Here is a 21,447-nt window from a genome sequence, read left to right as displayed (position 1 = left end):
CGCCTGCTCCCGCTGACCCCACGAATACCGCCTCAGCCCTGCAGTCATCGTCCCGCCTCACACGACATCCGTGTTGCGCAGACGATCTGAGACCGCCCTCACTCGAGTGTGGTTGCGCGCTCACTCGACGGCGCGGCGTGGGGAGTCGCGACGCGCGGAGGGCCGGGTCCTTGCGGACCCGGCCCTGCGGCATACGTGCGCTGGCGCGTCAGGCGGACGGCGTCAGCTCGTGGGGTCCGACGGGCAGCTTCTCGACGCGGGGGTCACCGGCCTCGGCGAAGTAGTCGGCCGGGATCGTCGCGTCCTTGCCCTCCGGCGCCTTGGCGGCCCGGAGCACCAGCGTGAGGATCGCGGCGACGACGACGTTGATCGCGAAGGCGGTCACCGCGATGTAGCCGAGCTGGCCGATGAGCGGCATGTTCGCGACCGAGCCCGCGAACGGTGCACCGGTGGCCTTGTTCGTCACGTTGTACGCGGCCACCGTGCCGTAGACCATCCCCACCGCCCAGCCGGCGAGCAGTGCCCACCGGTGGAACCACCGCGTGTAGAGGTAGAACACGAGGGCGGGGAACGTCTGGAGGATCCAGATGCCGCCGAGGAGCTGGAAGTTGATCGCGTTGCTCTTGTCGAGGGTGAGCACGAAGATCAGCGCGAACGCCTTGACGACGAGCGAGGTGAGCTTGCTGACCTTGGCTTCCTGCTGCACGGTCGCGTCGGGCTTGATCCACGCCTTGTAGATGTTGCGCGTGAAGGTGTTGGCCGCCGCGATCGACATGATCGCCGCCGGGACGAGCGCGCCGATGGCGATCGCCGCGAACGCCACGCCCGCGAACCACGACGGGAACATGTCCTCGAAGAGCTGGGGGATGACCAGCTGCCCGTTGACCTTGCCATCGAGGCCGACGGGCTTCGTGCCGGCTGCGATGGCCACCCAGCCGAGCAGGGCCAGCAGGCCGAGCAGGAAGGAGTAGGCCGGCAGGATCGAGGCGTTCTTGCGGATCGTGTTGCGGCTCTTGGCCGACAGCGTCGCCGTGATCGAGTGGGGATACATGAACAGCGCCAGTGCCGAGCCGAGGGCGAGCGTGCCGTAGGCCCAGTAGGCCTTGGGGCCCGGGATGAAGACGTTGGGGTTGCCCGTCGCCGGGTTGGTGGTCGTCGTCATCTTCTCCTTGGCGGAGTCGAACACGTGGCCCCAGCCGCCGACCTTCGAGGGAAGGTAGATGACCGCGACGATGATGACGAGGTAGATGAGGATGTCCTTGACGAACGCGATGATCGCCGGTGCGCGCAGCCCCGAGGTGTAGGTGTAGAGCGCGAGGACGAGGAACGCGATGAAGAGCGGCAGGTCCTTGGCGACCCAGTTGTTGCCGCCGCCGACGCCCGCGACCTCGAGGACGGCCTGGATGCCGACGAGCTGGAGGGCGATGTAGGGCATCGTCGCGAGGAACCCGGTGACGGCGACCGCGAGGGACAGGACCCTGGACCCGGAGCGGCCCTCGACGAAGTCGGCGGGCGTCACGTAGCCGTGACGGTGCGACACCGACCAGAGGCGCGACATGAAGACGAAGATGATGGGGTACAGGATGATCGTGTACGGCACGGCGAAGAACCCGTTGACGGCGCCGAAGGCCCACATCGCGGCCGGGACGGCGACGAACGTGTAGGCCGTGTAGAGGTCGCCGCCGAGCAGGAACCACGTGATCCAGGTGCCGAACGAGCGACCGCCCAGGCCCCACTCCTCGAGGCTCTCCATGCTCTCCGGGCGACGCCAGCGGGCGGCCCAGAAGCCGGCCCCGGCGACGATGACGAAGAAGAAGATGAGGACGGTGAGGGCGACGCCGTTGACACCACCGGTGTCAGCCGCGGGCGCGACGGCCGGGGCGAGGGAGGGTGCGATGGCGGTCATCGGAGGCCGTCCTCTCGGGTGATGTCGTCGTCGAAGGAGTCGCCCTCACGGCTCATCGGCACGTGCGGGCGTGCCTTCAGCACGATGCGGTAGGCGGTGTAGGTCAGCGCCGAGCAGAGGACCACCCAGACGAACTGGTACCAGATGAAGAAGGGGAACCCGAACACGCGCGGCTCGTCCTTGGCGTAGGTGCCGACGAGGAGCAGGGCGACGATGGGGATGGCGAGGAGCACGCCGGCGAGGGCCAGCAGACCCTTGTTCGCCGGTGGCGCCTCGTGACGGTGCGGAGTGGTGCTCACGCGGGTGACCTCCGTTGGTCGGGCCGGACGAGTGCGGCCGTGCGTCGCGGAAACTTACTCTCGCCACGGCGGCCCATGTGCTCTGCGACACAGTGAATTGCGCAGTTCTGTGCAGATCGTGATGTGCGGGCGGACGCCGTCTCGTTGCGCTCTCGCTCACGGATAGGCTGTGGCCATGGCTGATTTCGATGTCGTTGTGCTCGGTGCCGGTCCTGGTGGCTACGTCGCGGCGATCCGCGCGTCCCAGCTCGGCAAGAAGGTCGCCGTCGTGGAGAAGCAGTACTGGGGCGGCGTCTGCCTCAACGTCGGCTGCATCCCGAGCAAGGCCCTGCTTAAGAACGCCGAGCTCGCGCACACGCTGACCCATGACAAGGCGAAGTACGGCATCGAGGGCGACGCCACGATGAGCTTCGGCCCGACGCACGCCCGCAGCCGCAAGGTCTCGGAGGGCATCGTCAGGGGCGTCCACTTCCTCATGAAGAAGAACAAGATCGAGGAGATCGACGGCTGGGGCACGCTGACGTCGGCGTCCTCGATGGACGTCGCCCTCAACTCCGGCGAGAAGCGCTCGATCACGTTCGACAACCTCGTCCTCGCGACCGGATCGGTCACTCGCATGATCCCCGGCGTCGAGGTCAGCAAGAACGTCGTCACCTACGAGGAGCAGATCCTCGACCCCGAGCTGCCCGGCTCGATCATCATCGCCGGGTCCGGCGCCATCGGCGTCGAGTTCGCCTACGTCATGAAGAACTTCGGCGTCGACGTGACGATCGTCGAGTTCCTCGACCGCATGGTCCCCACCGAGGACGCCGACGTGTCCAAGGAGCTGCTCAAGCACTACAAGAAGCTCGGCGTGAAGGTCATGCTCGGCACCAAGGTCGAGTCCGTCGAGGACACCGGCTCCGGCGTCAGGGTCACGGTCAGCCCGGCGGCCGGCGGCGACCAGCAGGTCCTCGAGGCCGACCGCCTGCTGTCGGCCATCGGCTTCGCGCCGCGCACCGAGGGCTTCGGCCTCGAGGCCACGGGCGTGGAGCTCACCGAGCGCGGCGCCATCGCCATCGACGAGTACGGTCGCACCAACGTCCCCAACGTCTACGCGATCGGTGACGTGACGGCCAAGCTCATGCTCGCCCACGTCGCCGAGGCCATGGGCATCGTCGCCGCCGAGACGATCGCCGGCGTCGAGACCATGGCCATCGACTTCGCCTTCATCCCGCGCGCGACCTTCTGCCAGCCGCAGATCGGCTCGATGGGTCTGTCGGAGGCGCAGGCCAAGGAGGCCGGCCACGACGTCAAGACGGCGACGTTCCCCTTCTCGGCCAACGGCAAGGCGATGGGCCTCGGTGAGCCCGTCGGCTTCGTCAAGGTCATCGCCGACGCGGAGCACAACGAGATCCTCGGCGCGGCGATGATCGGTCCCGACGTCACCGAGCTGCTCCCGGTCCTCAACCTCGCGCAGACGTGGGACCTCACCGCCGACGAGGTGTCGCGCACGGTCTTCGCGCACCCGACGCTCGGCGAGGCCGTCAAGGAGGCCGTCCACGGCATCGCCGGCCACATGATCAACTTCTGAGCATCGTCCGGACAGGCGTGCGTATGCCGTCCGGCCGGCTCGCGAGGGCACTCCCGTTCGTGGGGGGTGCCCTCGCGCTCTGTCTCGGGACGACCGCCTGCACGACGGATCCGACACAGGCGCAACGCGGCCCGACCGGCGCGTGGTTCGGCACCCCACCGGGGGTCCAGCAGGGCGACCCTGCGATGGGAACACCGACGCTCGGCGACGACATGACCGCCGTCCCGGAGGACTCGGCCTGCGCTGCCGGGACCGACCGCGGCGCCAGCCTGCCGGTACGGGCCGCCGACCTGTGGCCGGGAGCCTCCGTGACGGGCGGGCGAGCGACCGAGGTGCGGGCTCGCCCCGGCGAGCCCTGCCCCGCGGTGCCTGCGCCGGAACCCGACTGCGGCCTGCCGGTCTTCGCGTGGTCGAGCTCGACGAACGAGGAGCTGCTCGGGTGGACCGGTGCCGACCGCGTGCTGTCGGGTTTCGCCGGGGCCCGGGTGGCTGCATCCTCCGACGCCGGCAAGGGCTCGCTCTCGGTCGGCTACGTCAGTCTGCGCTTCCGCCAGGGTGACTCACGCCTCGCCGTGACCCGGGCGCACCTCGAGGACGCAATGCGCCGGTGCGGGGGCGGAAGGTCCGGCACGCTCGGCGGCGTCACCGGTTTCGTGGCGAGCCAGGAGAGCCTCGTCGGCGCCGATCCCGTGCGCACCCTGCTCGTCACGGAGTCGGACCGGGTTGTCTGGGTGGCCCTCGACGGGGGTGCGTGGTCGGCCACGAGCACCGAGCGGGCGGTCCGCGTCACCCTCGAGCGGCTGCGGACGTCCTGAACGCCCGCCGGACGGGTGGGTCGTGGGGCGCGGCCGGGGCGGACGGCATACGACCGTGGCGCAGGGCACTCGACCCGGCCTGCACGGCATACGCCCGGTGCCGGCCGGGGATGCAAGACGCCCCCGCGGAAGTCCGCGGGGGCGTCTGGTTCCAGCTGGTGGTGCGACCGATCAGTACCAGTGCTTCCGGCCACCGATGGCGCGACCCGACGCGCCGAGGATGAAGAGCACCGCGCCCACGACGACAAGAATGATGCCGATCGTGGTCAGGATGCTGATCTTGGCGAAGATGCCAATGAGCAGCAGGATGAGTCCGAGAACGATCATGGTGTCGCTTGTCTCCTTCAAGAGGTTTTCCCCGAGCAATCTCTGTCGTACCCGCGGGCCGGGCCCACCCAACACGGGGACGGTCACGAAACGGTCACGCGCTCCGGAGGGTCGTGCGGCCCGCTCTCCGAGGCTCGATTAGGGCGGCAGGTACCCCGCTGTTACGCTTGGAGACGCCGTCGAACGGCCGCGGATTCGATAGCGCCCAGGTGGACATGCCCTGGAGCACCGCGCAACGAGATGAGAAGGAGTCGGTTCATCCATGCCTTTGGACGCTGACGTGAAGAAGCAGATCATGACCGAGTACGCCACGGTCGAGGGCGACACCGGCTCTCCCGAGGTCCAGATCGCGATGCTGACGCAGCGCATCAAGGACCTGACCGAGCACGCTCGGGCCCACAAGCACGACCACCACAGCCGTCGTGGTCTCCTCCTGCTGGTCGGCCGCCGCAAGCGCATGCTGCGCTACCTCGAGGCGACCGACATCGAGCGCTACCGTTCGCTGATCAAGCGACTCGGCCTGCGTCGATGAGTTCGTGACGAAAGGCGGTCACCGCGTCCTGCGGAGACCGCCTTTCGTCGTAGGTGCAGGCGGGCGACGCCCGTCGTCCGCCGCACCAGGGCCAGCCGGCCCGAAGAAGGAAACCACGCACACAACGACGATGTGCGCGGGCACATGAGAAAAAGAAAGCGAGGGCCCACATGGAGGGTCCAGACATCACCTTCGCCGAGGCCGTCATCGACAACGGCAGCTTCGGCACCCGCACGGTCCGGTTCGAGACCGGCCGCCTGGCCCGTCAGGCCGGCGGCGCCGTCACGGCCTACCTCGACGACGACACGATGCTCCTGTCGACGACGTCGGCCGGCAAGCAGCCGAAGGACCAGTTCGACTTCTTCCCGCTGACCGTCGACGTCGAAGAGCGCATGTACGCCATCGGCAAGATCCCGGGCAGCTTCTTCCGTCGTGAGGGCCGTCCCTCGACCGAGGCCATCCTCACCTGCCGCCTCATCGACCGCCCGTTGCGCCCGACCTTCAAGAAGGGTCTGCGCAACGAGGTCCAGGTCGTCATCTCGGTGTTCTCGCTGAACCCCGACCACCAGTACGACGTGCTCGCCATCAACGCGGCCAGCGCCTCGACGCAGATCTCCGGCCTCCCGTTCTCGGGTCCGATCGGTGGCGTGCGCGTCTCGCTCATCGACGGCCAGTGGGTCGCCTTCCCGAACTTCTCCGACATCGAGCGCTCGGTCTTCGACATGGTCGTCGCCGGTCGTGTCGTCGGTGACGACGTCGCCATCATGATGGTCGAGGCCGAGTCCACCGAGTCGACGTGGGACCTCGTCAAGAACCAGGGCAAGCAGGCGCCGACCGAGGAGGTCGTGGCCGAGGGCCTCGAGGCCTCCAAGAAGTTCATCAAGGTCCTGTGCGACGCCCAGGCCGAGCTCGCTGCCGCGGCCGCCAAGCCGGTCCAGGACTTCCCGATCTTCCTCGACTACGAGGACGACGTGTACGCCGCCGTCGAGTCCGCCATCGAGGCCGACACGACCGCTGCCCTCACCATCGCGGGCAAGCAGGAGCGCGAGGAGCGCCTCGACGAGATCAAGGCCGCCGTCAAGGCGCAGCTCGCCGAGCAGTTCGAGGGGCGTGACAAGGAGGTCTCGGCCGCCTTCCGCTCCGTGCAGAAGAAGCTCATCCGCCAGCGCATCCTGCGCGACAAGGTCCGCATCGACGGCCGTGGCCTCGCCGACATCCGCGCCCTGGGCGCCGAGGTCGAGGTCCTGCCGCGCGTGCACGGCTCGGCGATCTTCGAGCGTGGCGAGACCCAGATCATGGGTGTCACGACGCTCAACATGCTCAAGATGGAGCAGATGGTCGACACCCTGTCGCCCGTCACGCGCCGTCGCTACATGCACAACTACAACTTCCCGCCCTACAGCACCGGTGAGACCGGCCGCGTCGGTTCGCCGAAGCGCCGCGAGATCGGTCACGGCGCCTTGGCCGAGCGTGCGCTCATGCCGGTCCTGCCGACCCGCGAGGAGTTCCCGTACGCCATCCGCCAGGTCTCCGAGGCGCTGAGCTCCAACGGCTCGACCTCGATGGGCTCGGTCTGTGCCTCGACCCTGTCGCTGCTCAACGCCGGTGTGCCGCTGCGCGCCCCGGTCGCCGGCATCGCGATGGGCCTCGTGTCCGACACCGTCGACGGTGAGACGCAGTACGCCGCGCTCACCGACATCCTCGGTGCCGAGGACGCCTTCGGCGACATGGACTTCAAGGTCGCCGGCACCAAGGAGTTCGTCACGGCCATCCAGCTCGACACGAAGCTCGACGGCATCCCCGCGTCGGTCCTCGCCGGCGCGCTGACCCAGGCCCGCGACGCGCGTCTGCACATCCTCGACGTCATGGCCGAGGCCATCGACGTGCCCGACGAGATGAGCCCGTACGCCCCGCGCATCATCACGGTGAAGGTCCCCGTCGACAAGATCGGTGAGGTCATCGGCCCGAAGGGCAAGATGATCAACCAGATCCAGGACGACACGGGCGCCGACATCTCGATCGAGGACGACGGCACCGTGTTCATCGGTGCGGTCGACGGCCCCTCGGCCGAGGCGGCTCGCGCGGCGATCAACGCCATCGCGAACCCGCAGATGCCCGAGGTCGGCGAGCGCTTCCTCGGCACCGTCGTCAAGACGACGACGTTCGGCGCGTTCGTCTCGCTGCTGCCCGGCAAGGACGGCCTGCTGCACATCTCCGAGGTGCGCAAGCTCGTCGGCGGCAAGCGGATCGACAGCGTCGACGACGTCGTCAAGGTCGGCCAGAAGGTCCAGGTCGAGCTCAAGGAGATCGACCCGCGCGGCAAGCTCAGCCTCGCTGCGGTTCTCGCCGAGGGCGACAACGGTGACTCGGCCGCCGAGGCCGACGCGCCGGCCACGGAGTCTGCCGACGCCTGACCGAACCGGTCGACCGTTCCTGGTCACGAAGCGGCCCGTCACCCCTCAGGGGGTGGCGGGCCGCTCCGTCGTCTCGGCGACGGGTCGAGCAACAGGATGCAGGCGCCGGTCGGGGCCAAGACCCCGGTCCGGAGCGCAGCGTCCTGTCGGTTGACCCGTCGGGTCAGAAGATCGCGTTGACGATGTTCCAGCCGGTGCTGACGAGCACACGCGGGCTCCAGCCACCCGCGGCGGTCCGCGGGTAGAGCCACAGCCGCCCGCTCGTGTCGCGGGCCAGCACGTCAGGCACACGGTCGCCGTTCAGGTCGCCGGGGCTCATGATCGCCGTCATGCCGTTCCAGCCCGTGCCGACCCGCACGCGGGTGCCCAGCGTGCCGGCGCCGGCCCCGGGCATGAGCCAGAGGATGCCGGTCGACGGCTCCCGGGCCAGGAGGTCGGGTCGGCCGTCTCCGGTGAGGTCACCCGGACCGACGAGGACGTTGTAGCGGTTCCAGCCGGTGCCGAGGCTCGACCGGGCCTTCCAGCCGCTGCTACCGGTGCCGGGGTAGAGGTAGAGCTCGCCGGTCGTGGCCCGCCGGGCCACGATGTCCATCCGGCTGTCGCCGGTGAGGTCACCGACCCCGACGATGGCGTTCATCACCTGCCAGCCGGTCCCGACGCGCACGCGGGGGAGACGCCAACCGCCCGACCCGTTGCCCTTGTACGTCCAGAGGTCGCCGGTCGACGTCTCCCGGGCGAGCACGTCCTGCGCGCCGTCCCCGCTGAGGTCGCCCGGGGTCTCCAGAGCGGACATGCCACCCCAGCCGGTGCCGACCTGGGCGCCGAGGCCCAGGCTCCCCGTGCCCGTGCCGGCGTAGAGCTTGAGAGCCGCGGTCGCGGTCCAGCGCGCCAGCACGTCGTTGTTCCAGTCGCCGTTGAAGTCACCGGTGCCACCCGACAGCGACGCCGGCGCCACGGGAAGGCGCGTGAAGGCGTACGGGTCGCACGTGCGGTCGTAGTCCCACGTGGCGTCCCACCACTGGGCGAGGTAGACCTTGCCGCCCGAGAAGCTCGGCTGGGTGCACCGCTCGAGCGCCTCGGTCGGGTGGTCGAGGGTGCCGGCCGTCGCCCACACGGGGACGCCGGGCAGCCACCACGAGCCAGTGATCGACTGCCACCCCGAGGCGTTGGAGTAGACGCCGTAGGAGAAGCCCGCGGCCCGCAGACCACGCATGATGCCCTCGACGACGTAGCGGTTCTCGAGGCGCTGCACGGTGGTCGACGTGGGCCAGGGCTGGGCGGCCCTCGGCTCGACGTCGACCCAGACCATCCGCGGTGCCCAGCCGGGCACGTCGTGCACGGTCGCGACGGCATACGTCGCCTCGGCGTAGCCGACGTTGCTGAGGCGCCCGGCGCGCGTCGAGGACGACCACGGGCCGCTGCCGCCGTAGGTCGTCAGCTGCGCGGCCGTCGGGAAGCCCGCCATGGTGTATGCGTGGGTCGGCTTCGCGTGGTCCCTTGCCCAGGCGGCTTGCGTTGCGACGCAAGGGTTCTCCGTGAACGGCAGGCCGTTCGTCAGGCCGATGACGAGGAACTGCGTGGACGTCGGCGGGAACGTCGAGGGGCACTGCGGCCACGAGATGTCGTGCCCGAGGAGGACCGCTGCCTGGGCGCTGGGCGCGACGAGGAGACCGATGATGAGCCCGATGGCCGCGAGAGGGGCCAGGGCCAGGCGACGGAGCCGGCCCACGACGGTGCTGCTGCGCGGACGGACGGACATGCGACCACTTCCTCGATCCCTTCCAGTGTGCGCCGCACAGCCGACTCCCAGCACGGCTTCGTGACGCACGAGTCCGTATGCCGTGTGCCGCGTCGCGCGCCTCCGTGGGCTCGTTAGGCTGGCCGCGTGAGCGACACGACAGGCCAGCCGTCCCGCGACACCAAGGTCGCCGTCATCGGTGCGAGCGGCCGGATGGGGTCGGAGGCGGTGCGTGCCGTCGAGGGCGCCGCCGGTCTGACCCTCGTCGGTGCGTACGGCTCGGGCGACGACCTCGGTGACCTCGGTGGGGCCGAGGTCGCCATCGAGCTGACCGTCCCCGCGGCCTCACCCGCCAACGTCGCCCACTGCGTCGAGCACGGGGTCCACGTCGTCGTCGGCACGACCGGCTGGGACGACGCACGTCTCGAGGCGCTCCGCGGCCAGCTCGCCGACGCACCCCCGGCCTCGTCGGGTGCCGGGGTCGGCGTCCTCATCGCGCCGAACTTCGCCATCGGCGCGCTGCTCATGATGTCGTTCTCCGCCAAGGCTGCTCCCTTCTTCGAGTCCGTCGAGGTCATCGAGCTGCACCACCCGGCGAAGGTCGATGCGCCGTCCGGCACCGCCGCGCGCACCGCGGTGATGATCGGCCGGGCGCGGTCCGATGCCGGCTGCTCGCCGGTGCCCGACGCGACGACCCACGACCCCGACGGTGCCCGCGGCGCCCGGGTGGACGGCATACCCGTGCACTCCGTACGGCTGCGCGGTCTCACGGCGCACCAGGAGGTGCTGCTCGGCAATGCGGGGGAGATGCTGACGCTGCGACACGACTCCTTCGACCGCGGCAGCTTCATGCCGGGTGTCATCGCAGCGGTGCGCGCGGTCGCCGACCACCCCGGCCTGACGGTCGGGCTCGAGCACTACCTCGGTCTCGACTGAGCCGCCGCGCAGCCGACGAGACCGACATGGCCATCCCCAAGGTCGTCCTCTTCTACGCGTTCCGGCCGCTCGTCGACCCCGACGCGCTCCGCCTCTGGCAGCGTGACCTCTGCGAGGGACTCGGCCTGCGCGGGCGGATCCTGCTCTCGCGCCACGGGATCAACGCGACGGTGGGTGGCGATGTCTCCGTGCTCAAGACGTACGTACGCAAGACGAGGGAGTATGCGCCCTTCCATGACGTCGACGTCCGGTGGAGCGACGGCACCGGGCTCGACGCCGAGGGCCGCAGCCTCGACTTCCCGCGGCTCGTCGTCAAGGCGCGCGAGGAGATCGTGTCGTTCGGCGTGCCCGACGAGGTCGTCGTCGACGAGCAGGGCATCGTCGGGGGAGGCACTCGGCTGCGCCCGGCCGAGCTCGACGCCCTCGTGGCCGAGCGCGGCGACGACGTCGTGCTCTTCGACGGGCGCAACGCCGTGGAGGCAGAGGTGGGGCGCTTCCGTGGAGCCGTCGTGCCCGGCATCCGCCACACGAGCGACTTCGTGCGCGAGCTCGACGCCGGCCGGTGGGACGAGCTCAAGGGTCGCCCCGTCGTCACCTACTGCACGGGCGGCATCCGCTGCGAGGTGCTGACCAGCCTCATGCGCTCGCGGGGCTTCGAGGAGGTCTACCAGCTCGACGGCGGGATCGTGCGCTACGGCGAGGAGCGGGGTGACCGCGGCCTCTGGGAGGGCCACCTCTACGTCTTCGACGAGCGGATGAGCGTCGGGTTCAGCGACGAGGCCGTCCACCTCGCCGCGTGCCACGTCTGCGGGACGCCGACGAGCCGGATGCACAACCGCGAGGACCTGCCGGGTCGTCCGCTCCAGCCGGTCTGCGACGCCCACGCCTGAGCGTCCTGCGGGACATGGCAACCCGGCCGGTCCCGGCACCGCCGTGCGGGGGTGCTGCGCCCCGCCTCGGATCAGGCGTTCTGATGGCCCGTGCCGTCAGTGCCGAGGTCGGCCTCGGCGACCAGGTCCGAGGGTGCTCGCATGCGCCACGCGTCCGTCACGAGCTCGTCGAGCCGGTCGGTGTCCACGCGCTCGAGCCGGACCATGACGAGCGGAGAGCCGTCGTAGGCGGAAGTCGTGAAGAAGAGGTCCGGCTCGCCGAGGACCAGGGCCTGCTTCTCGGCCTCGTCTCCGACGTAGAGCACGGCGACGTCGGTGCGGATGACGCGCCGCTGTCCGGGGACGCGCTCGGGATAGGACCAGACGAAGCCGTGGCCGCCCACCCGGAAGTCGAAGCCCGCGCGCTGGCGATCTCCTCGACGCCGGGCAGCGCGAGGGCCAGTCGTCGCACGTCGTCCGCGTCGGCCACGGGTCAGGCCCAGCCGACGGCGCGCAGGAGGGCGGCGGTGGCGGCGCCGAGCACGACGACGACGATGAACGGCGCGCGCAGCAGGAGCACGACGACGGCGACCCCGACGGCAGCGGCCCTGGCGTCGAGGACGAACGACCCGTCGGAACGGGTGAACGCCTGCGTCGCGACGAGGGCGGCGAGCAGCGCGATCGGCAGGGCGGCCGTGATGCGGCGGACCCGTGGCGCGTCGAGCAGGTGCGCAGGCACGAGGTGCCCGGCGAGCTTGAGCCCGAAGGCGATCGCGGCCGAGACGAGGACGGCGGTCCAGAGGCTCACGCCTGCTCCCTCCTCGGGGTGCGCCACGCGAGCAGCGAGGCCGCGGCTGCCGCCACGACGGGTATGCCGGGTGGCATGGTCGGCGACAGCAGCACCGCAACGACGGCGCCGACGACGGCGACGGCCACCGCGTCGCGGTCCCGCAGCCGCGGCCAGAGCAGGGCGGTGAACGCGGCGCACGCCGCGGCGTCGAGGCCGTACGTGCGCGGGTCGCCGACGTGACCGCCGACGAGGGCCCCGGCGAGGGTGCTGAGGTTCCAGAGGGCGAAGACCGTGAGGCCGGTGAGCCAGAAGCCCAGCCGCGACGTGCGCTCGTCGTCCTGCGCCACGGCGACCGCGGTCGACTCGTCGATGGTCAGGTGGGCGGCCGCGACCCGGCGGGTGCCACGGACACCGAGCACGTGCGTCAGCTCGAGGGCGTAGCGGCCGTTGCGGACGCCGAGCATCGACGAGGCAGCAATCGCCGCGGGTGCGGCGTGGAGACCGTTCGCGATGATGCCGACGAAGGCGAACTGCGAGCCGCCGGTGAACATCAGCAGGGAGAGCGCCATCGCCTGCCACGTGTCGAGGCCGGCCGCGACGGCGAGGGCGCCGAAGCTGATGCCGTAGGCGCCGGTGGCGACCCCGACCGACAGGCTCTGGCGCACGACGTCCCGTCGTGGGCCCGGGTCGGCCGTCGCGGTCACGGGCCCTCCGGGGCCCTGACGTCGTCGGCGGCCGGTGCTCTGTCGTCGGCGGAGGTTGCTGCGGAGTCCTCGGCGGGCGCGGGCACGGGGGCGGCGTCGGCCGCGTCGGCCGCGTCGGCCGCGTCGGCGGCGTCGGAGTCGTCGGCGAGGAGCGCGGACAGGCGGACCTCACCCGCCGTGTTGCCGTCCGGTGAGACGACGCGCTGGCGGTGCGCCCCGTCGGCCACCATCCCGGCAGCCGTGAGGAACCCGCGGGTCGCGTCGTCCGAGGCGAGCAGCCACGCGGCGAGCGCGGAGCGGCCACGTGCCCGGGCCGTGTCGACGACCGCGTGCAGCAGGCGCGAGCCGTGCCCCTGACGACGTGCGTCGGGGTGGACCCCGAGCACGATCAGCTCGGCGGTGCCGGCATCGGTGTCCGCGTCGTCGGACGCGCCGACGGCGGCGAAGCCGACGACCTGCTCGCCCGCACACGCCACGAGAAGCACGCCGTCCCCGGACCGCTCGCCCTCGAGCGTGGCACGCCAGGCGTTCGCGAACGCCCGGGGCTCGAACGTGGCGAGCACCTCGGGAGCGAGCGCGGCGGCATACGCCTCCCGGAACACGACGGCCTGCACGAGGCCCACCGCGGGGGCGTCGGAGCCGCGAGCGACCCGGACCGACGCGTCGGCGACGGGTCCGCGGTCGTGCGCGTGGTCGTGTCCGTCGTCGGGTCCGTGGTCGTGCCCGTGCTGATGTGCGTTCGCGTCCTCGTGTGCCACCCCGGCATCCTCTCAGGCGTGGACGCGCCCGATGTCCACCCCGGTGCACCCCGGCTTTGGACGCCCTCGGCTGCATCTCGCATACTGGACTCATGTATGGCAATGACGTCATCGACCCGAACGAACCGCTGAACGCGGCCGAGACCGGCGCCTACGACGCGGCGGCCGAGCACGAGGACCAGCGGGGCGGGCGGGACACCGTCGGTGGCGACTTCGACGCGCTGCTCGCGGCCGACCAGCGCATCGAGCCCCGCGACGCGATGCCGGACGAGTACCGCGAGACGCTGATCCGCCAGATCGCCCAGCACGCGCACTCCGAGATCATCGGCATGCAGCCCGAGGGCAACTGGATCACGCGCGCCCCGTCGCTGCGCCGCAAGGCCATCCTCATCGCCAAGGTGCAGGACGAGGCCGGCCACGGGCTCTACCTCTACTCCGCGGCCGAGACGCTCGGCATCGACCGGCAGGAGCTGCTCGAGCGGCTCCACGACGGCAAGCAGAAGTACTCCTCGATCTTCAACTACCCGACGCTGACGTGGGCCGACTGCGGCGCCATCGGCTGGCTCGTCGACGGTGCGGCGATCATGAACCAGGTGCCGCTGTGCCGGTGCTCCTACGGCCCGTACGCCCGCGCCATGATCCGCGTGTGCAAGGAGGAGTCCTTCCACCAGCGGCAGGGCTTCGAGATCCTCTGGAACCTCATGCGCGGCACCGAGTCCCAGAAGGCGATGGCCCAGGACGCCGCCGACCGCTGGTGGTGGCCGGCGCTCGCGATGTTCGGTCCGCCCGACACCGGTGACGCTGCCAAGGGTGGCCACACCGAGCAGTCGATGGCCTGGGGCATCAAGCGGTTCAGCAACGACGACCTCCGCCAGAAGTTCGTCGACATGACCGTCCCGCAGGCCCAGAAGCTCGGCCTCACCCTGCCCGACCCCGACCTGCGCTGGAACGAGGAGCGCGGCCACTGGGACTTCGGCCAGATCGACTGGGACGAGTTCTGGCAGGTGCTGCGCGGCGACGGCCCGTGCAACGCCGAGCGCATCGAGCACCGCCGCCGGGCCCACGACGAAGGTGCCTGGGTGCGCGAGGCCGCCAACGCGTACGCCACCAAGCAGGCCGCCCGCGAGCGGGAGCAGCAGCAGAAGGAGAGTGCCGCGTGAGCGGAGCCACCACCCCGACCACCGGTGCCGGGGCCCCGTCCGAGCCTGCCCAGGGGGAGCGCAGCTGGCCCCTCTGGGAGGTGTTCGTTCGCGGCAAGCGCGGACTGTCGCACGTGCACGTCGGCTCGCTCCACGCGCCCGACGCCGAGCTCGCGCTGCGCAACGCCCGCGACGTCTACACCCGCCGCCAGGAGGGTGTCTCGATCTGGGTCGTCAAGGCCGACGACGTCACCGCGAGCAGCCCGTCCGAGAAGGACTCCTTCTTCGACCCGGCCGGCGACAAGATCTACCGGCACCCGACCTTCTACGACGTGCCCGAGGATGTCGAGTACCTGTGAGCACCTCAGCCAGCTCGCCCTCGACCGACACCGGCACCACGCCGGTCACCGAGCCGGTCACCGGCGCCGTGAGCTCTGCCTCGGAGTCCGCGCAGCGTGAGTCCCTGCCCGGCGCCGCCGAGAACACCGGCGCCGCCCCCGGGGCCAAGCCGTACGCCGCCTACCTCCTCGGGCTCGCCGACGACGCCATGGTCTACGCCCAGCGCCTCGGCGAGTGGATGACGAACGCGCCGCAGATCGAGGAGGACATGGCGCTGGGGAACATCGCGCTCGATCTCCTCGGTCAGGCGCGTGGGCTCTACCCCTACATCGGCTCCATCGACGGCACCGGTCGCGGCGAGGACGACTACGCCATGCAGCGCGACGAGCGGGAGTGGCACAACGTCCACCTCGTCGAGCAGGAGCGCGGTGACTTCGCCGACGAGATGGCCCGGCTGCTCTGGTTCTCCGCCTACCAGGTCGAGCTGCACACGGCCCTGACCGGCTCGGGCGATGACGTCGTGGCGGGCGTCGCGGGCAAGGCCCTCAAGGAGGTCCGCTACCACCTCGACCACGCCTCGCTCTGGGTCGTGCGCCTCGGCGACGGCACCGCAGAGTCCCACCGACGCATGCAGGCGGCGCTCGAGCGCGTGCTGCCGCATCTCGCCGAGCTCTTCGACGACGACGAGGCCTCGGTGCTCGCGGCCGACCTCGAGGTCGGCGTGCTGCCCTCGACCCTCCATGACGCCGTCGTGGCCCGGGTCGCGCGCGTCGTCGAGCAGGGGACCCTGACGCTGCCCGACGGCTCGCGGTGGCGCTCGCGCGGAGGTCGTGCCGGCATCCACTCGCGTCCCATGGGCTCGCTCCTGGCCGAGATGCAACACATCGCACGGTCGCATCCCGGCGCGACGTGGTGACCGCCGTGGCCATGGAGTCCGCTGTCGCAGAGGCGATCTCGCGCATCCCTGACCCCGAGGTGCCCGTCATCAGCATCGCCGACCTCGGCATCCTGCGAGACGTCGACGTCGACGAGCAGGCGCACACCGTCGCCGTGACGATCACCCCGACCTACAGCGGGTGCCCCGCCATGGAGGCGATCGCGTCACGCATCGTCTTCGAGGCCGCACGTCAGGGGTATGCCGCCGACGTCCGCACGCAGCTGTCGCCGGCGTGGACGACCGACTGGATGAGCGACGACGGGCGAGCGGCACTGCTGCGCTTCGGGATCGCGCCCCCCGGCGCGGTGCCGGTGGGGGAGCCGCACGGTCCCGTGGCCGTGACCCTGAGCCGCCACGTCGTCGCCTGCCCCCGCTGCGGCTCCGCCGACACGACCGAGATCGCCCACTTCGGCTCGACCGCGTGCAAGGCCCTGCGCCGCTGCAACGCGTGCCTCGAGCCCTTCGACGAGTTCAAGGCCATCTGAATGACCGACGTCTCCACCCCGACCGCAGCCGACCCCGCCGCGGACCCGGCCCCTGCCCAGGCCACGAGCGCCCGACACCGCGCGCGTTTCCACCCGCTGACCGTCTCGTCGGTCGAGCGCCTCACCGACGAGGCCGTCGCCGTCACCTTCGCCGTGCCCGAGGACCTCGTCGACGAGTTCGTCTTCGAGGCCGGCCAGCACCTGACGCTCCGCGCCGAGATCCGCGGTGAGGACGTGCGCCAGTCCTACTCGATCTGCCAGTCACGTCGGACCGACCCGGCCGGGCGCAGCCTGCGGGTCGCGGCCGCGCGCGTGCCCGAGGGTCGTATGTCGAACTGGCTCAACGACGGCGTCTCGCCCGGCGCCGTCGTCGACGTCATGACCCCGCAGGGGTCCTTCACGTGCCCGACCCGGCCGGACGGCATACGCCATCACGTCGCGATCGCGGCCGGCTCGGGCATCACGCCCGTCATCTCGCTGCTGACCACGGCGCTGGAGGAGGAGCCCGGGTCGCGCGCGACGCTGCTCTTCGGCAACCGGCGCACCAGCTCGATCATGTTCCTCGAGGAGCTCGAGGACCTCAAGAACCGCTTCCCGGGGCGCTTCCACCTCGTCAACGTCCTGTCCCGGGAGGCCCAGGACGTCGAGCTCTTCCACGGGCGGCTCGACAGCGAGCGGCTCGAGGCGATCTTCGGCACGCTGCTGCCGGTCGGATCCGTCGACGAGTGGTACCTCTGCGGGCCGTTCGGCATGGTCACCGGCGCCGAGGCGCTGCTCACCGGGCGCGGCGTCGACCCGCGGCACATCCACCACGAGATCTTCCACGTCGACGACGGCACGGAGCCGAGGCGCAAGGTCGTCGTCGACGCCGGCGCACCGCCCGAGGCCACGGTCACGGTGAACCTCGACGGCCGCACGACGGTCATCCCGATGCCGAGCCGCGAGGAGACGATCCTCGACGCGACCCTGCGCGCCCGGCCCGACGCGCCCTACTCGTGCACGGGCGGCGTGTGCGGCACCTGTCGTGCCCGGCTCGTCTCGGGCGAGGTCCGGATGGACCGCAACTACGCGCTCGAACCCGAGGAGGTGGCAGCCGGCATCGTGCTCGCCTGCCAGAGCCACCCGGTCACCGACGAGGTCAGCCTCGACTACGACGCCTGACCGCGGCGGGGCCGCCTGCCAGCGCGGGTCCGTGTGCATTCGCTGCCCTTCTGAGGGCTGCATCTGCACACGGAGTCGGGTTGACGACCGTCATCCGAGCCTTTGCCGGGTGACGAGGCACGCTGGGAGGTGGCAGGGCTCGGCCCTGCCGGCCCACCCCCGGTCCCTGAAGATCGCGTCGAGGTCGGCCGCGAGCCCGCACGGTGCATGAGCGACCTCGAGCCATGTGGGGCGGACGGTCAGCCAGCCCGCGACCGCGCCGTCGAGGTCTCGCCGCCGGTCGACGGACTGGGCGGCCCAGCCCTCGTGCCCGAGTCGACCGTCCACCTCCACGACGACCTTCACCTCGTCGTAGGCGCTGTCCCGGTGTCGTTGTCCGGCAGCGGGTGCCTGCCGCCGTCCGACGGGGAGCCGGTGCGCACGCTCGACGTCGCGAACGTAGCGATACTCCGCTGCACTCTCGACGCCGTCTCGGACCTCACCGAGGGCTTCGAGCAACATCCTCCGCCGCGGCTGCCGCGGCCGCGCTGCGAGGGCACGGAGGAGCTGCTCCGGTGTGCAGAGGCGCAGCTGCTGCGCCTTGGCCATCACGGCCACCGAACGATCGAGGGTCTGGCCGGCGCAGAGGTCGAAGACGGTGTGCGCGGCCGTGACCCGATGCGGCCACGCAGTGGGGTCCAGGCGTTCGTCGAAGTGCCGGCTCCGCACCATCGTGATGCCGTCGCGCGCGCGTCCCGACCGCCCGAGCGGAACGACGACCTCGATCGGGTCATCCGGGCGGTTGAGCAGCGTCCAGGCGTGGCCTGCGCTGACGCCGTGCAGCGCCGCCGGCCGACCCACGTGCAGCAGGGCGGCGACGGCCCTCAGGTCCCAACCAGACCGGCCCGGCTCGGTGAGGAACACGCGCGGGTGCACCACGGTCCACCGACCTGAGTGAACCCTCCAGCGGATCGCCTTCTCGGTCAGTCCCGCCGCCAGAGCCTGTTCGCGCGTCACGAGGCCCGACTGTCCCCGGATGCGGGCCGCGAGCAGAGGATCCATGACATGAGCCTGTCGGCGCAGGAGCCTCCGGTGCGTAGCCCATCCACAGCCTCAGCCGACGCCCTGCAGGCAAGGGCTCCGTGTGCGCCGGCGGCCCTGCACGGGGCGCCTCCTGCACACGTACGCGCTCGGACAGCGGGTGGCGGCACGGCGTCGGGCCGCTGCAGGGCCTACGGGTTAGGCTGCGGATCGTGCGGCAGTACCTCGATCTCCTCGACCACGTCCTGACCCACGGTCAGGAGAAGTCCGACCGGACGGGCACGGGCACGCTCAGCGTGTTCGGCCACCAGATGCGCTTCGACCTCGCCGACGGCTTCCCGGCCGTGACGACGAAGAAGCTGCACCTGCGCTCGATCATCGGCGAGCTGCTGTGGTTCCTGCGCGGCGACACCAACGTGCGCTGGCTCCAGGAGCGGGGGATCTCGATCTGGGACGAGTGGGCCGACCCCGCCACGGGCGACCTCGGCCCGATCTACGGTTACCAGTGGCGATCGTGGCCCACGCCCGACGGCCGACGCGTCGACCAGATCGCCAAGGTCATCGAGCAGATCCGCACCAACCCCGACAGTCGCCGCCTCATCGTCTCGGCCTGGAACGTCGCCGACGTCGACGACATGGCCCTGCCGCCGTGCCACACGATGTTCCAGTTCTACGTCTCGCCGCCTGGACCCGACGGCCGCCGGCGCCTCTCGTGCCAGCTCTACCAGCGCAGCGCCGACATCTTCCTCGGCGTGCCGTTCAACATCGCGAGCTACGCCCTGCTGACGCAGATGGTCGCCCAGCTGACCGACCTCGAGCCGGGGGAGTTCGTGCACACGCTCGGCGACGCGCACCTCTACCTCAACCACCTCGACCAGGCCCGCCTGCAGCTGACCCGCACCCCGCACGCGCTCCCGACGATGCGCATCACGCCGGGCAAGACGAACATCGACGACTTCGACCTCGACGACTTCGAGCTCGTCGACTACGTCGCCGATCCGGGCATCAGGGCCCCCATCGCCGTCTGAGCGGCCCGGGTCTGGGAGCCTTGGCGCCATGACCACCGCGCTGCCGAACGTGACGATGATCGCCGCCGTCGGACGCAACGGCGTCATCGGTGACGGGCTGACGATGCCGTGGCACCTGTCCGAGGACCTCAAGTTCTTCAAGCGCACGACGATGGGCCACCCGATGGTCATGGGCCGCCGCACGTTCGACTCGATGGGCGCGCTCCCCGGCCGGCGCAGCGTCGTCGTCACCCGCCAGCGCGACTGGAGCGCTCCCGGCGTCGAGGTCGCGCACTCCCTCCCCGAGGCGCTCGCGCTCGTGGCCGAGGCCGAGCAGGTCTTCGTCGTCGGCGGGGGAGAGATCTACCGACAGGCGATGGCGTATGCCGTCCGCCTCCTCGTGACGGACGTCGACCAGTCCCCGGAGGGCCCGGTCACCTTCCCGGCCATCGACCCGGCCGTCTGGACCGAGACCGCCCGCGACGAGCAGCCCGGTTTCGCCTGGGTCACCTACGAGCGGCGCGGCTGACACGGCATACGCGATCACTCGAAAGAAAGCCCGGATCGGGCTGTAACGCCCGGGCGAACCCGCCGATATAGGAGGTGGCGAGGCACTACTCGGACCCCCGAGCGAGTAGTGCCTCGCCTCTCTCGTGCCCGCGGCGAACCGGCCCGGGTCTCCGGCGTGGGCGTGGCGTCGTGAGCGAGGGCCCGGGCGCTAACCTTGGCCTCATGGCTGACGCACCCGCCCTCGGACGTGTTCTCTCGGCGATGGTCACGCCCATGCGGCCCGATGGCTCGATCGACCTCGACGCCGCGCAGCGGGTCGCGGCCCACCTCGTCGACGCTGGTCACGACGGCCTCGTCGTCTCGGGCACGACCGGCGAGTCGCCCACCACCTCGTCCGACGAGAAGGACGAGCTGCTCCGCGCCGTCATCGAGGCCGTCGGCGACCGCTGCGTCGTCATCGCGGGCGCCGGCAGCAACGACACCGCCAAGAGCGTCGAGGCGGTGCGCCACGCGCAGAAGGCCGGCGCCGACGCGGTGCTCGCCGTGACGCCGTACTACAACAAGCCACCGCAGGCCGGCCTCGTCGCCCACTTCACGGCCCTCGCCGACGCGAGCGACCTGCCCGTCATGGTCTACGACATCCCCGGCCGCTCGGGCATCGCCATCGCGCGCGAGACCTACCTGCGCATCGCCGAGCACGACCGCATCGCCGCCGTGAAGGACGCCCGCGGCGACCTCTGGTTCGCGAGCGAGATGATGCAGGAGACGGGCCTCGACTGGTACTCCGGCGACGACGCCATGAACCTCGGCCACTTCCTCAACGGGGCCGTCGGCTTCGTCGGCGTCACGTCCCAGGTGGCCCCGGCGGCCTACCGGGAGATGGCCGACGCCGTCGTCGACGGGCGCTGGGACGACGCCCGAGCCGTGCACCGACGCCTCACCCCGATCGTCAACGCCGTCATGAACGTCACCCAGGGCGCCATCATGGCCAAGGCCGGCCTCGCCGAGCAGGGCATCATCGAGTCGACGGCCGTGCGGCTGCCGCTCGTGCCCGCCGACGAGGAGCAGACCGCCCTCGTCCGGGCCGCTCTCGCCGCTCTCGCCGCCACCGCGGCCCACCCGGCGGTCGGATGACCGCCCCGCTGACCTCTGACCGGAGCCCTCGACGGCCCGGCAGCACCACCGAAT

23 protein-coding genes are annotated in these 21,447 nt (G+C 71.0%); 14 read left to right on the top strand and 9 right to left on the bottom strand.

Translation table 11 applies throughout. The features are described 5' to 3' along the window. Window positions 1–208 precede the first annotated feature (208 nt). Complete coding sequence (mctP, locus tag ASH01_RS20115; protein ID WP_056780294.1) at window positions 209–1,906, bottom strand: monocarboxylate uptake permease MctP; 1,698 nt, start codon at window positions 1,904–1,906, stop codon at window positions 209–211. Next, window positions 1,903–2,205 (bottom strand): DUF3311 domain-containing protein, encoded by a 303-nt coding sequence (locus ASH01_RS20110; protein ID WP_200959030.1) that lies wholly within the window; start codon window positions 2,203–2,205, stop codon window positions 1,903–1,905. The genes mctP and ASH01_RS20110 overlap by 4 nt, the downstream gene beginning before the upstream one ends. 175 nt (window positions 2,206–2,380) lie before the next feature. On the opposite strand from ASH01_RS20110, the gene lpdA reads away from it, so the two are divergent. Next, the gene (lpdA, locus tag ASH01_RS20105; protein ID WP_056780291.1) at window positions 2,381–3,778 is read left to right on the top strand and encodes a dihydrolipoyl dehydrogenase; all 1,398 of its coding nucleotides are present in this window, start codon (window positions 2,381–2,383) and stop codon (window positions 3,776–3,778) included. Window positions 3,779–3,963: 185 nt separating this feature from the next. Continuing rightward, window positions 3,964–4,593: a hypothetical protein gene (locus ASH01_RS20100; RefSeq protein WP_156415682.1), complete on the top strand. Its 630-nt coding sequence runs from the start codon at window positions 3,964–3,966 to the stop codon at window positions 4,591–4,593. A 171-nt stretch (window positions 4,594–4,764) separates the two neighbouring features. Here ASH01_RS20100 and ASH01_RS23495 read toward each other — a convergent pair whose 3' ends face one another. Further along, complete coding sequence (locus ASH01_RS23495) at window positions 4,765–4,920, bottom strand: DUF6131 family protein (protein ID WP_196805932.1); 156 nt, start codon at window positions 4,918–4,920, stop codon at window positions 4,765–4,767. 262 nt (window positions 4,921–5,182) lie between these two features. Here ASH01_RS23495 and rpsO point away from each other — a divergent pair, with 262 nt between their 5' ends. Continuing rightward, window positions 5,183–5,452, top strand: a complete 270-nt coding sequence (gene rpsO / locus ASH01_RS20095) for a 30S ribosomal protein S15 (protein ID WP_020142650.1) — start codon at window positions 5,183–5,185, stop codon at window positions 5,450–5,452. A 170-nt stretch (window positions 5,453–5,622) separates the two neighbouring features. Continuing rightward, entirely contained in the window at window positions 5,623–7,866 is a 2,244-nt protein-coding gene (locus ASH01_RS20090; RefSeq protein ID WP_056780285.1) for a polyribonucleotide nucleotidyltransferase, read from the top strand. 163 nt (window positions 7,867–8,029) lie between these two features. Here ASH01_RS20090 and ASH01_RS20085 read toward each other — a convergent pair whose 3' ends face one another. Further along, the gene (locus tag ASH01_RS20085; protein WP_056780282.1) at window positions 8,030–9,625 is read right to left on the bottom strand and encodes an FG-GAP-like repeat-containing protein; all 1,596 of its coding nucleotides are present in this window, start codon (window positions 9,623–9,625) and stop codon (window positions 8,030–8,032) included. Window positions 9,626–9,751: 126 nt separating this feature from the next. Between ASH01_RS20085 and dapB the strand changes: the two genes are divergently transcribed. Both dapB and trhO read left to right on the top strand, forming a co-directional pair. Then, window positions 9,752–10,540, top strand: a complete 789-nt coding sequence (gene dapB, locus ASH01_RS20080) for a 4-hydroxy-tetrahydrodipicolinate reductase (protein ID WP_082620030.1) — start codon at window positions 9,752–9,754, stop codon at window positions 10,538–10,540. Window positions 10,541–10,566: 26 nt separating this feature from the next. Further along, on the top strand, window positions 10,567–11,430 hold the full coding sequence (gene trhO / locus ASH01_RS20075) for an oxygen-dependent tRNA uridine(34) hydroxylase TrhO (protein WP_056780279.1): 864 nt from the start codon (window positions 10,567–10,569) through the stop codon (window positions 11,428–11,430). Window positions 11,431–11,501: 71 nt separating this feature from the next. Here trhO and ASH01_RS20070 read toward each other — a convergent pair whose 3' ends face one another. The 4 genes from ASH01_RS20070 to ASH01_RS20055 all read right to left on the bottom strand — a co-directional run bounded on the left by ASH01_RS20070 (window position 11,502) and on the right by ASH01_RS20055 (window position 13,661). Further along, entirely contained in the window at window positions 11,502–11,813 is a 312-nt protein-coding gene (locus ASH01_RS20070; protein WP_200961836.1) for a hypothetical protein, read from the bottom strand. Window positions 11,814–11,902: 89 nt separating this feature from the next. Next, entirely contained in the window at window positions 11,903–12,217 is a 315-nt protein-coding gene (locus tag ASH01_RS20065; protein WP_056780276.1) for an AzlD domain-containing protein, read from the bottom strand. After that, window positions 12,214–12,903 (bottom strand): AzlC family ABC transporter permease, encoded by a 690-nt coding sequence (locus tag ASH01_RS20060; protein ID WP_056780274.1) that lies wholly within the window; start codon window positions 12,901–12,903, stop codon window positions 12,214–12,216. Before ASH01_RS20060 ends, ASH01_RS20065 begins: the two co-directional genes overlap by 4 nt. Next, window positions 12,900–13,661, bottom strand: a complete 762-nt coding sequence (locus tag ASH01_RS20055) for a GNAT family N-acetyltransferase (protein WP_056780271.1) — start codon at window positions 13,659–13,661, stop codon at window positions 12,900–12,902. Before ASH01_RS20055 ends, ASH01_RS20060 begins: the two co-directional genes overlap by 4 nt. A gap of 92 nt (window positions 13,662–13,753) precedes the next feature. On the opposite strand from ASH01_RS20055, the gene paaA reads away from it, so the two are divergent. Genes paaA through paaE form a run of 5 tightly spaced genes read left to right on the top strand, consistent with a single transcriptional unit; the run spans window position 13,754 to window position 17,722 of the window. Continuing rightward, entirely contained in the window at window positions 13,754–14,821 is a 1,068-nt protein-coding gene (gene paaA, locus ASH01_RS20050) for a 1,2-phenylacetyl-CoA epoxidase subunit PaaA (RefSeq protein WP_056780268.1), read from the top strand. Then, the gene (gene paaB, locus ASH01_RS20045) at window positions 14,818–15,159 is read left to right on the top strand and encodes a 1,2-phenylacetyl-CoA epoxidase subunit PaaB (RefSeq protein ID WP_056780265.1); all 342 of its coding nucleotides are present in this window, start codon (window positions 14,818–14,820) and stop codon (window positions 15,157–15,159) included. The genes paaA and paaB overlap by 4 nt, the downstream gene beginning before the upstream one ends. Continuing rightward, window positions 15,156–16,055, top strand: a complete 900-nt coding sequence (gene paaC, locus ASH01_RS20040; protein WP_082620028.1) for a 1,2-phenylacetyl-CoA epoxidase subunit PaaC — start codon at window positions 15,156–15,158, stop codon at window positions 16,053–16,055. Before paaB ends, paaC begins: the two co-directional genes overlap by 4 nt. An 11-nt stretch (window positions 16,056–16,066) precedes the next feature. Then, a complete protein-coding gene (gene paaD, locus ASH01_RS20035) occupies window positions 16,067–16,561 on the top strand; it encodes a 1,2-phenylacetyl-CoA epoxidase subunit PaaD (RefSeq protein ID WP_056780387.1) in 495 nt (164 codons plus the stop codon). Further along, a complete protein-coding gene (gene paaE, locus ASH01_RS20030; RefSeq protein WP_082620027.1) occupies window positions 16,562–17,722 on the top strand; it encodes a 1,2-phenylacetyl-CoA epoxidase subunit PaaE in 1,161 nt (386 codons plus the stop codon). A gap of 90 nt (window positions 17,723–17,812) precedes the next feature. Here paaE and ASH01_RS20025 read toward each other — a convergent pair whose 3' ends face one another. Beyond that, window positions 17,813–18,763: a type IV toxin-antitoxin system AbiEi family antitoxin domain-containing protein gene (locus tag ASH01_RS20025; RefSeq protein WP_056780262.1), complete on the bottom strand. Its 951-nt coding sequence runs from the start codon at window positions 18,761–18,763 to the stop codon at window positions 17,813–17,815. A gap of 191 nt (window positions 18,764–18,954) precedes the next feature. On the opposite strand from ASH01_RS20025, the gene ASH01_RS20020 reads away from it, so the two are divergent. The 3 genes from ASH01_RS20020 (at window position 18,955) to dapA (ending at window position 21,393) form a co-directional block, all read left to right on the top strand. After that, on the top strand, window positions 18,955–19,770 hold the full coding sequence (locus ASH01_RS20020) for a thymidylate synthase (protein ID WP_056780260.1): 816 nt from the start codon (window positions 18,955–18,957) through the stop codon (window positions 19,768–19,770). Window positions 19,771–19,798: 28 nt separating this feature from the next. Then, window positions 19,799–20,278: a dihydrofolate reductase gene (locus ASH01_RS20015; RefSeq protein WP_056780256.1), complete on the top strand. Its 480-nt coding sequence runs from the start codon at window positions 19,799–19,801 to the stop codon at window positions 20,276–20,278. Window positions 20,279–20,481: 203 nt separating this feature from the next. Further along, window positions 20,482–21,393: a 4-hydroxy-tetrahydrodipicolinate synthase gene (gene dapA, locus ASH01_RS20010; protein WP_056780253.1), complete on the top strand. Its 912-nt coding sequence runs from the start codon at window positions 20,482–20,484 to the stop codon at window positions 21,391–21,393. Window positions 21,394–21,447: the final 54 nt, after the last annotated feature.

Origin of the sequence: Terrabacter sp. Soil811, assembly GCF_001429655.1 — a bacterium.
Lineage (GTDB): Bacteria > Actinomycetota > Actinomycetes > Actinomycetales > Dermatophilaceae > Terrabacter.
The sequence above is the reverse complement of the archived record's forward strand: the minus strand, read 5'-3'. Positions and strand labels throughout refer to the sequence as shown.

Bases quoted from the DNA above. Each gene is read 5' to 3' on its own strand.
- mctP (WP_056780294.1), bottom strand. From the start codon at position 1,906: ATGACCGCCATCGCACCCTCCCTCGCCCCGGCCGTCGCGCCCGCGGCT.
- lpdA (WP_056780291.1), top strand. From the start codon at position 2,381: ATGGCTGATTTCGATGTCGTTGTGCTCGGTGCCGGTCCTGGTGGCTAC.
- ASH01_RS20100 (WP_156415682.1), top strand. From the start codon at position 3,964: ATGGGAACACCGACGCTCGGCGACGACATGACCGCCGTCCCGGAGGAC.
- ASH01_RS23495 (WP_196805932.1), bottom strand. From the start codon at position 4,920: ATGATCGTTCTCGGACTCATCCTGCTGCTCATTGGCATCTTCGCCAAG.
- rpsO (WP_020142650.1), top strand. From the start codon at position 5,183: ATGCCTTTGGACGCTGACGTGAAGAAGCAGATCATGACCGAGTACGCC.
- ASH01_RS20090 (WP_056780285.1), top strand. From the start codon at position 5,623: ATGGAGGGTCCAGACATCACCTTCGCCGAGGCCGTCATCGACAACGGC.
- ASH01_RS20085 (WP_056780282.1), bottom strand. From the start codon at position 9,625: ATGTCCGTCCGTCCGCGCAGCAGCACCGTCGTGGGCCGGCTCCGTCGC.
- trhO (WP_056780279.1), top strand. From the start codon at position 10,567: ATGGCCATCCCCAAGGTCGTCCTCTTCTACGCGTTCCGGCCGCTCGTC.
- paaA (WP_056780268.1), top strand. From the start codon at position 13,754: ATGTATGGCAATGACGTCATCGACCCGAACGAACCGCTGAACGCGGCC.
- paaD (WP_056780387.1), top strand. From the start codon at position 16,067: ATGGAGTCCGCTGTCGCAGAGGCGATCTCGCGCATCCCTGACCCCGAG.
- paaE (WP_082620027.1), top strand. From the start codon at position 16,562: ATGACCGACGTCTCCACCCCGACCGCAGCCGACCCCGCCGCGGACCCG.
- ASH01_RS20025 (WP_056780262.1), bottom strand. From the start codon at position 18,763: ATGGATCCTCTGCTCGCGGCCCGCATCCGGGGACAGTCGGGCCTCGTG.
- ASH01_RS20015 (WP_056780256.1), top strand. From the start codon at position 19,799: ATGACCACCGCGCTGCCGAACGTGACGATGATCGCCGCCGTCGGACGC.
- dapA (WP_056780253.1), top strand. From the start codon at position 20,482: ATGGCTGACGCACCCGCCCTCGGACGTGTTCTCTCGGCGATGGTCACG.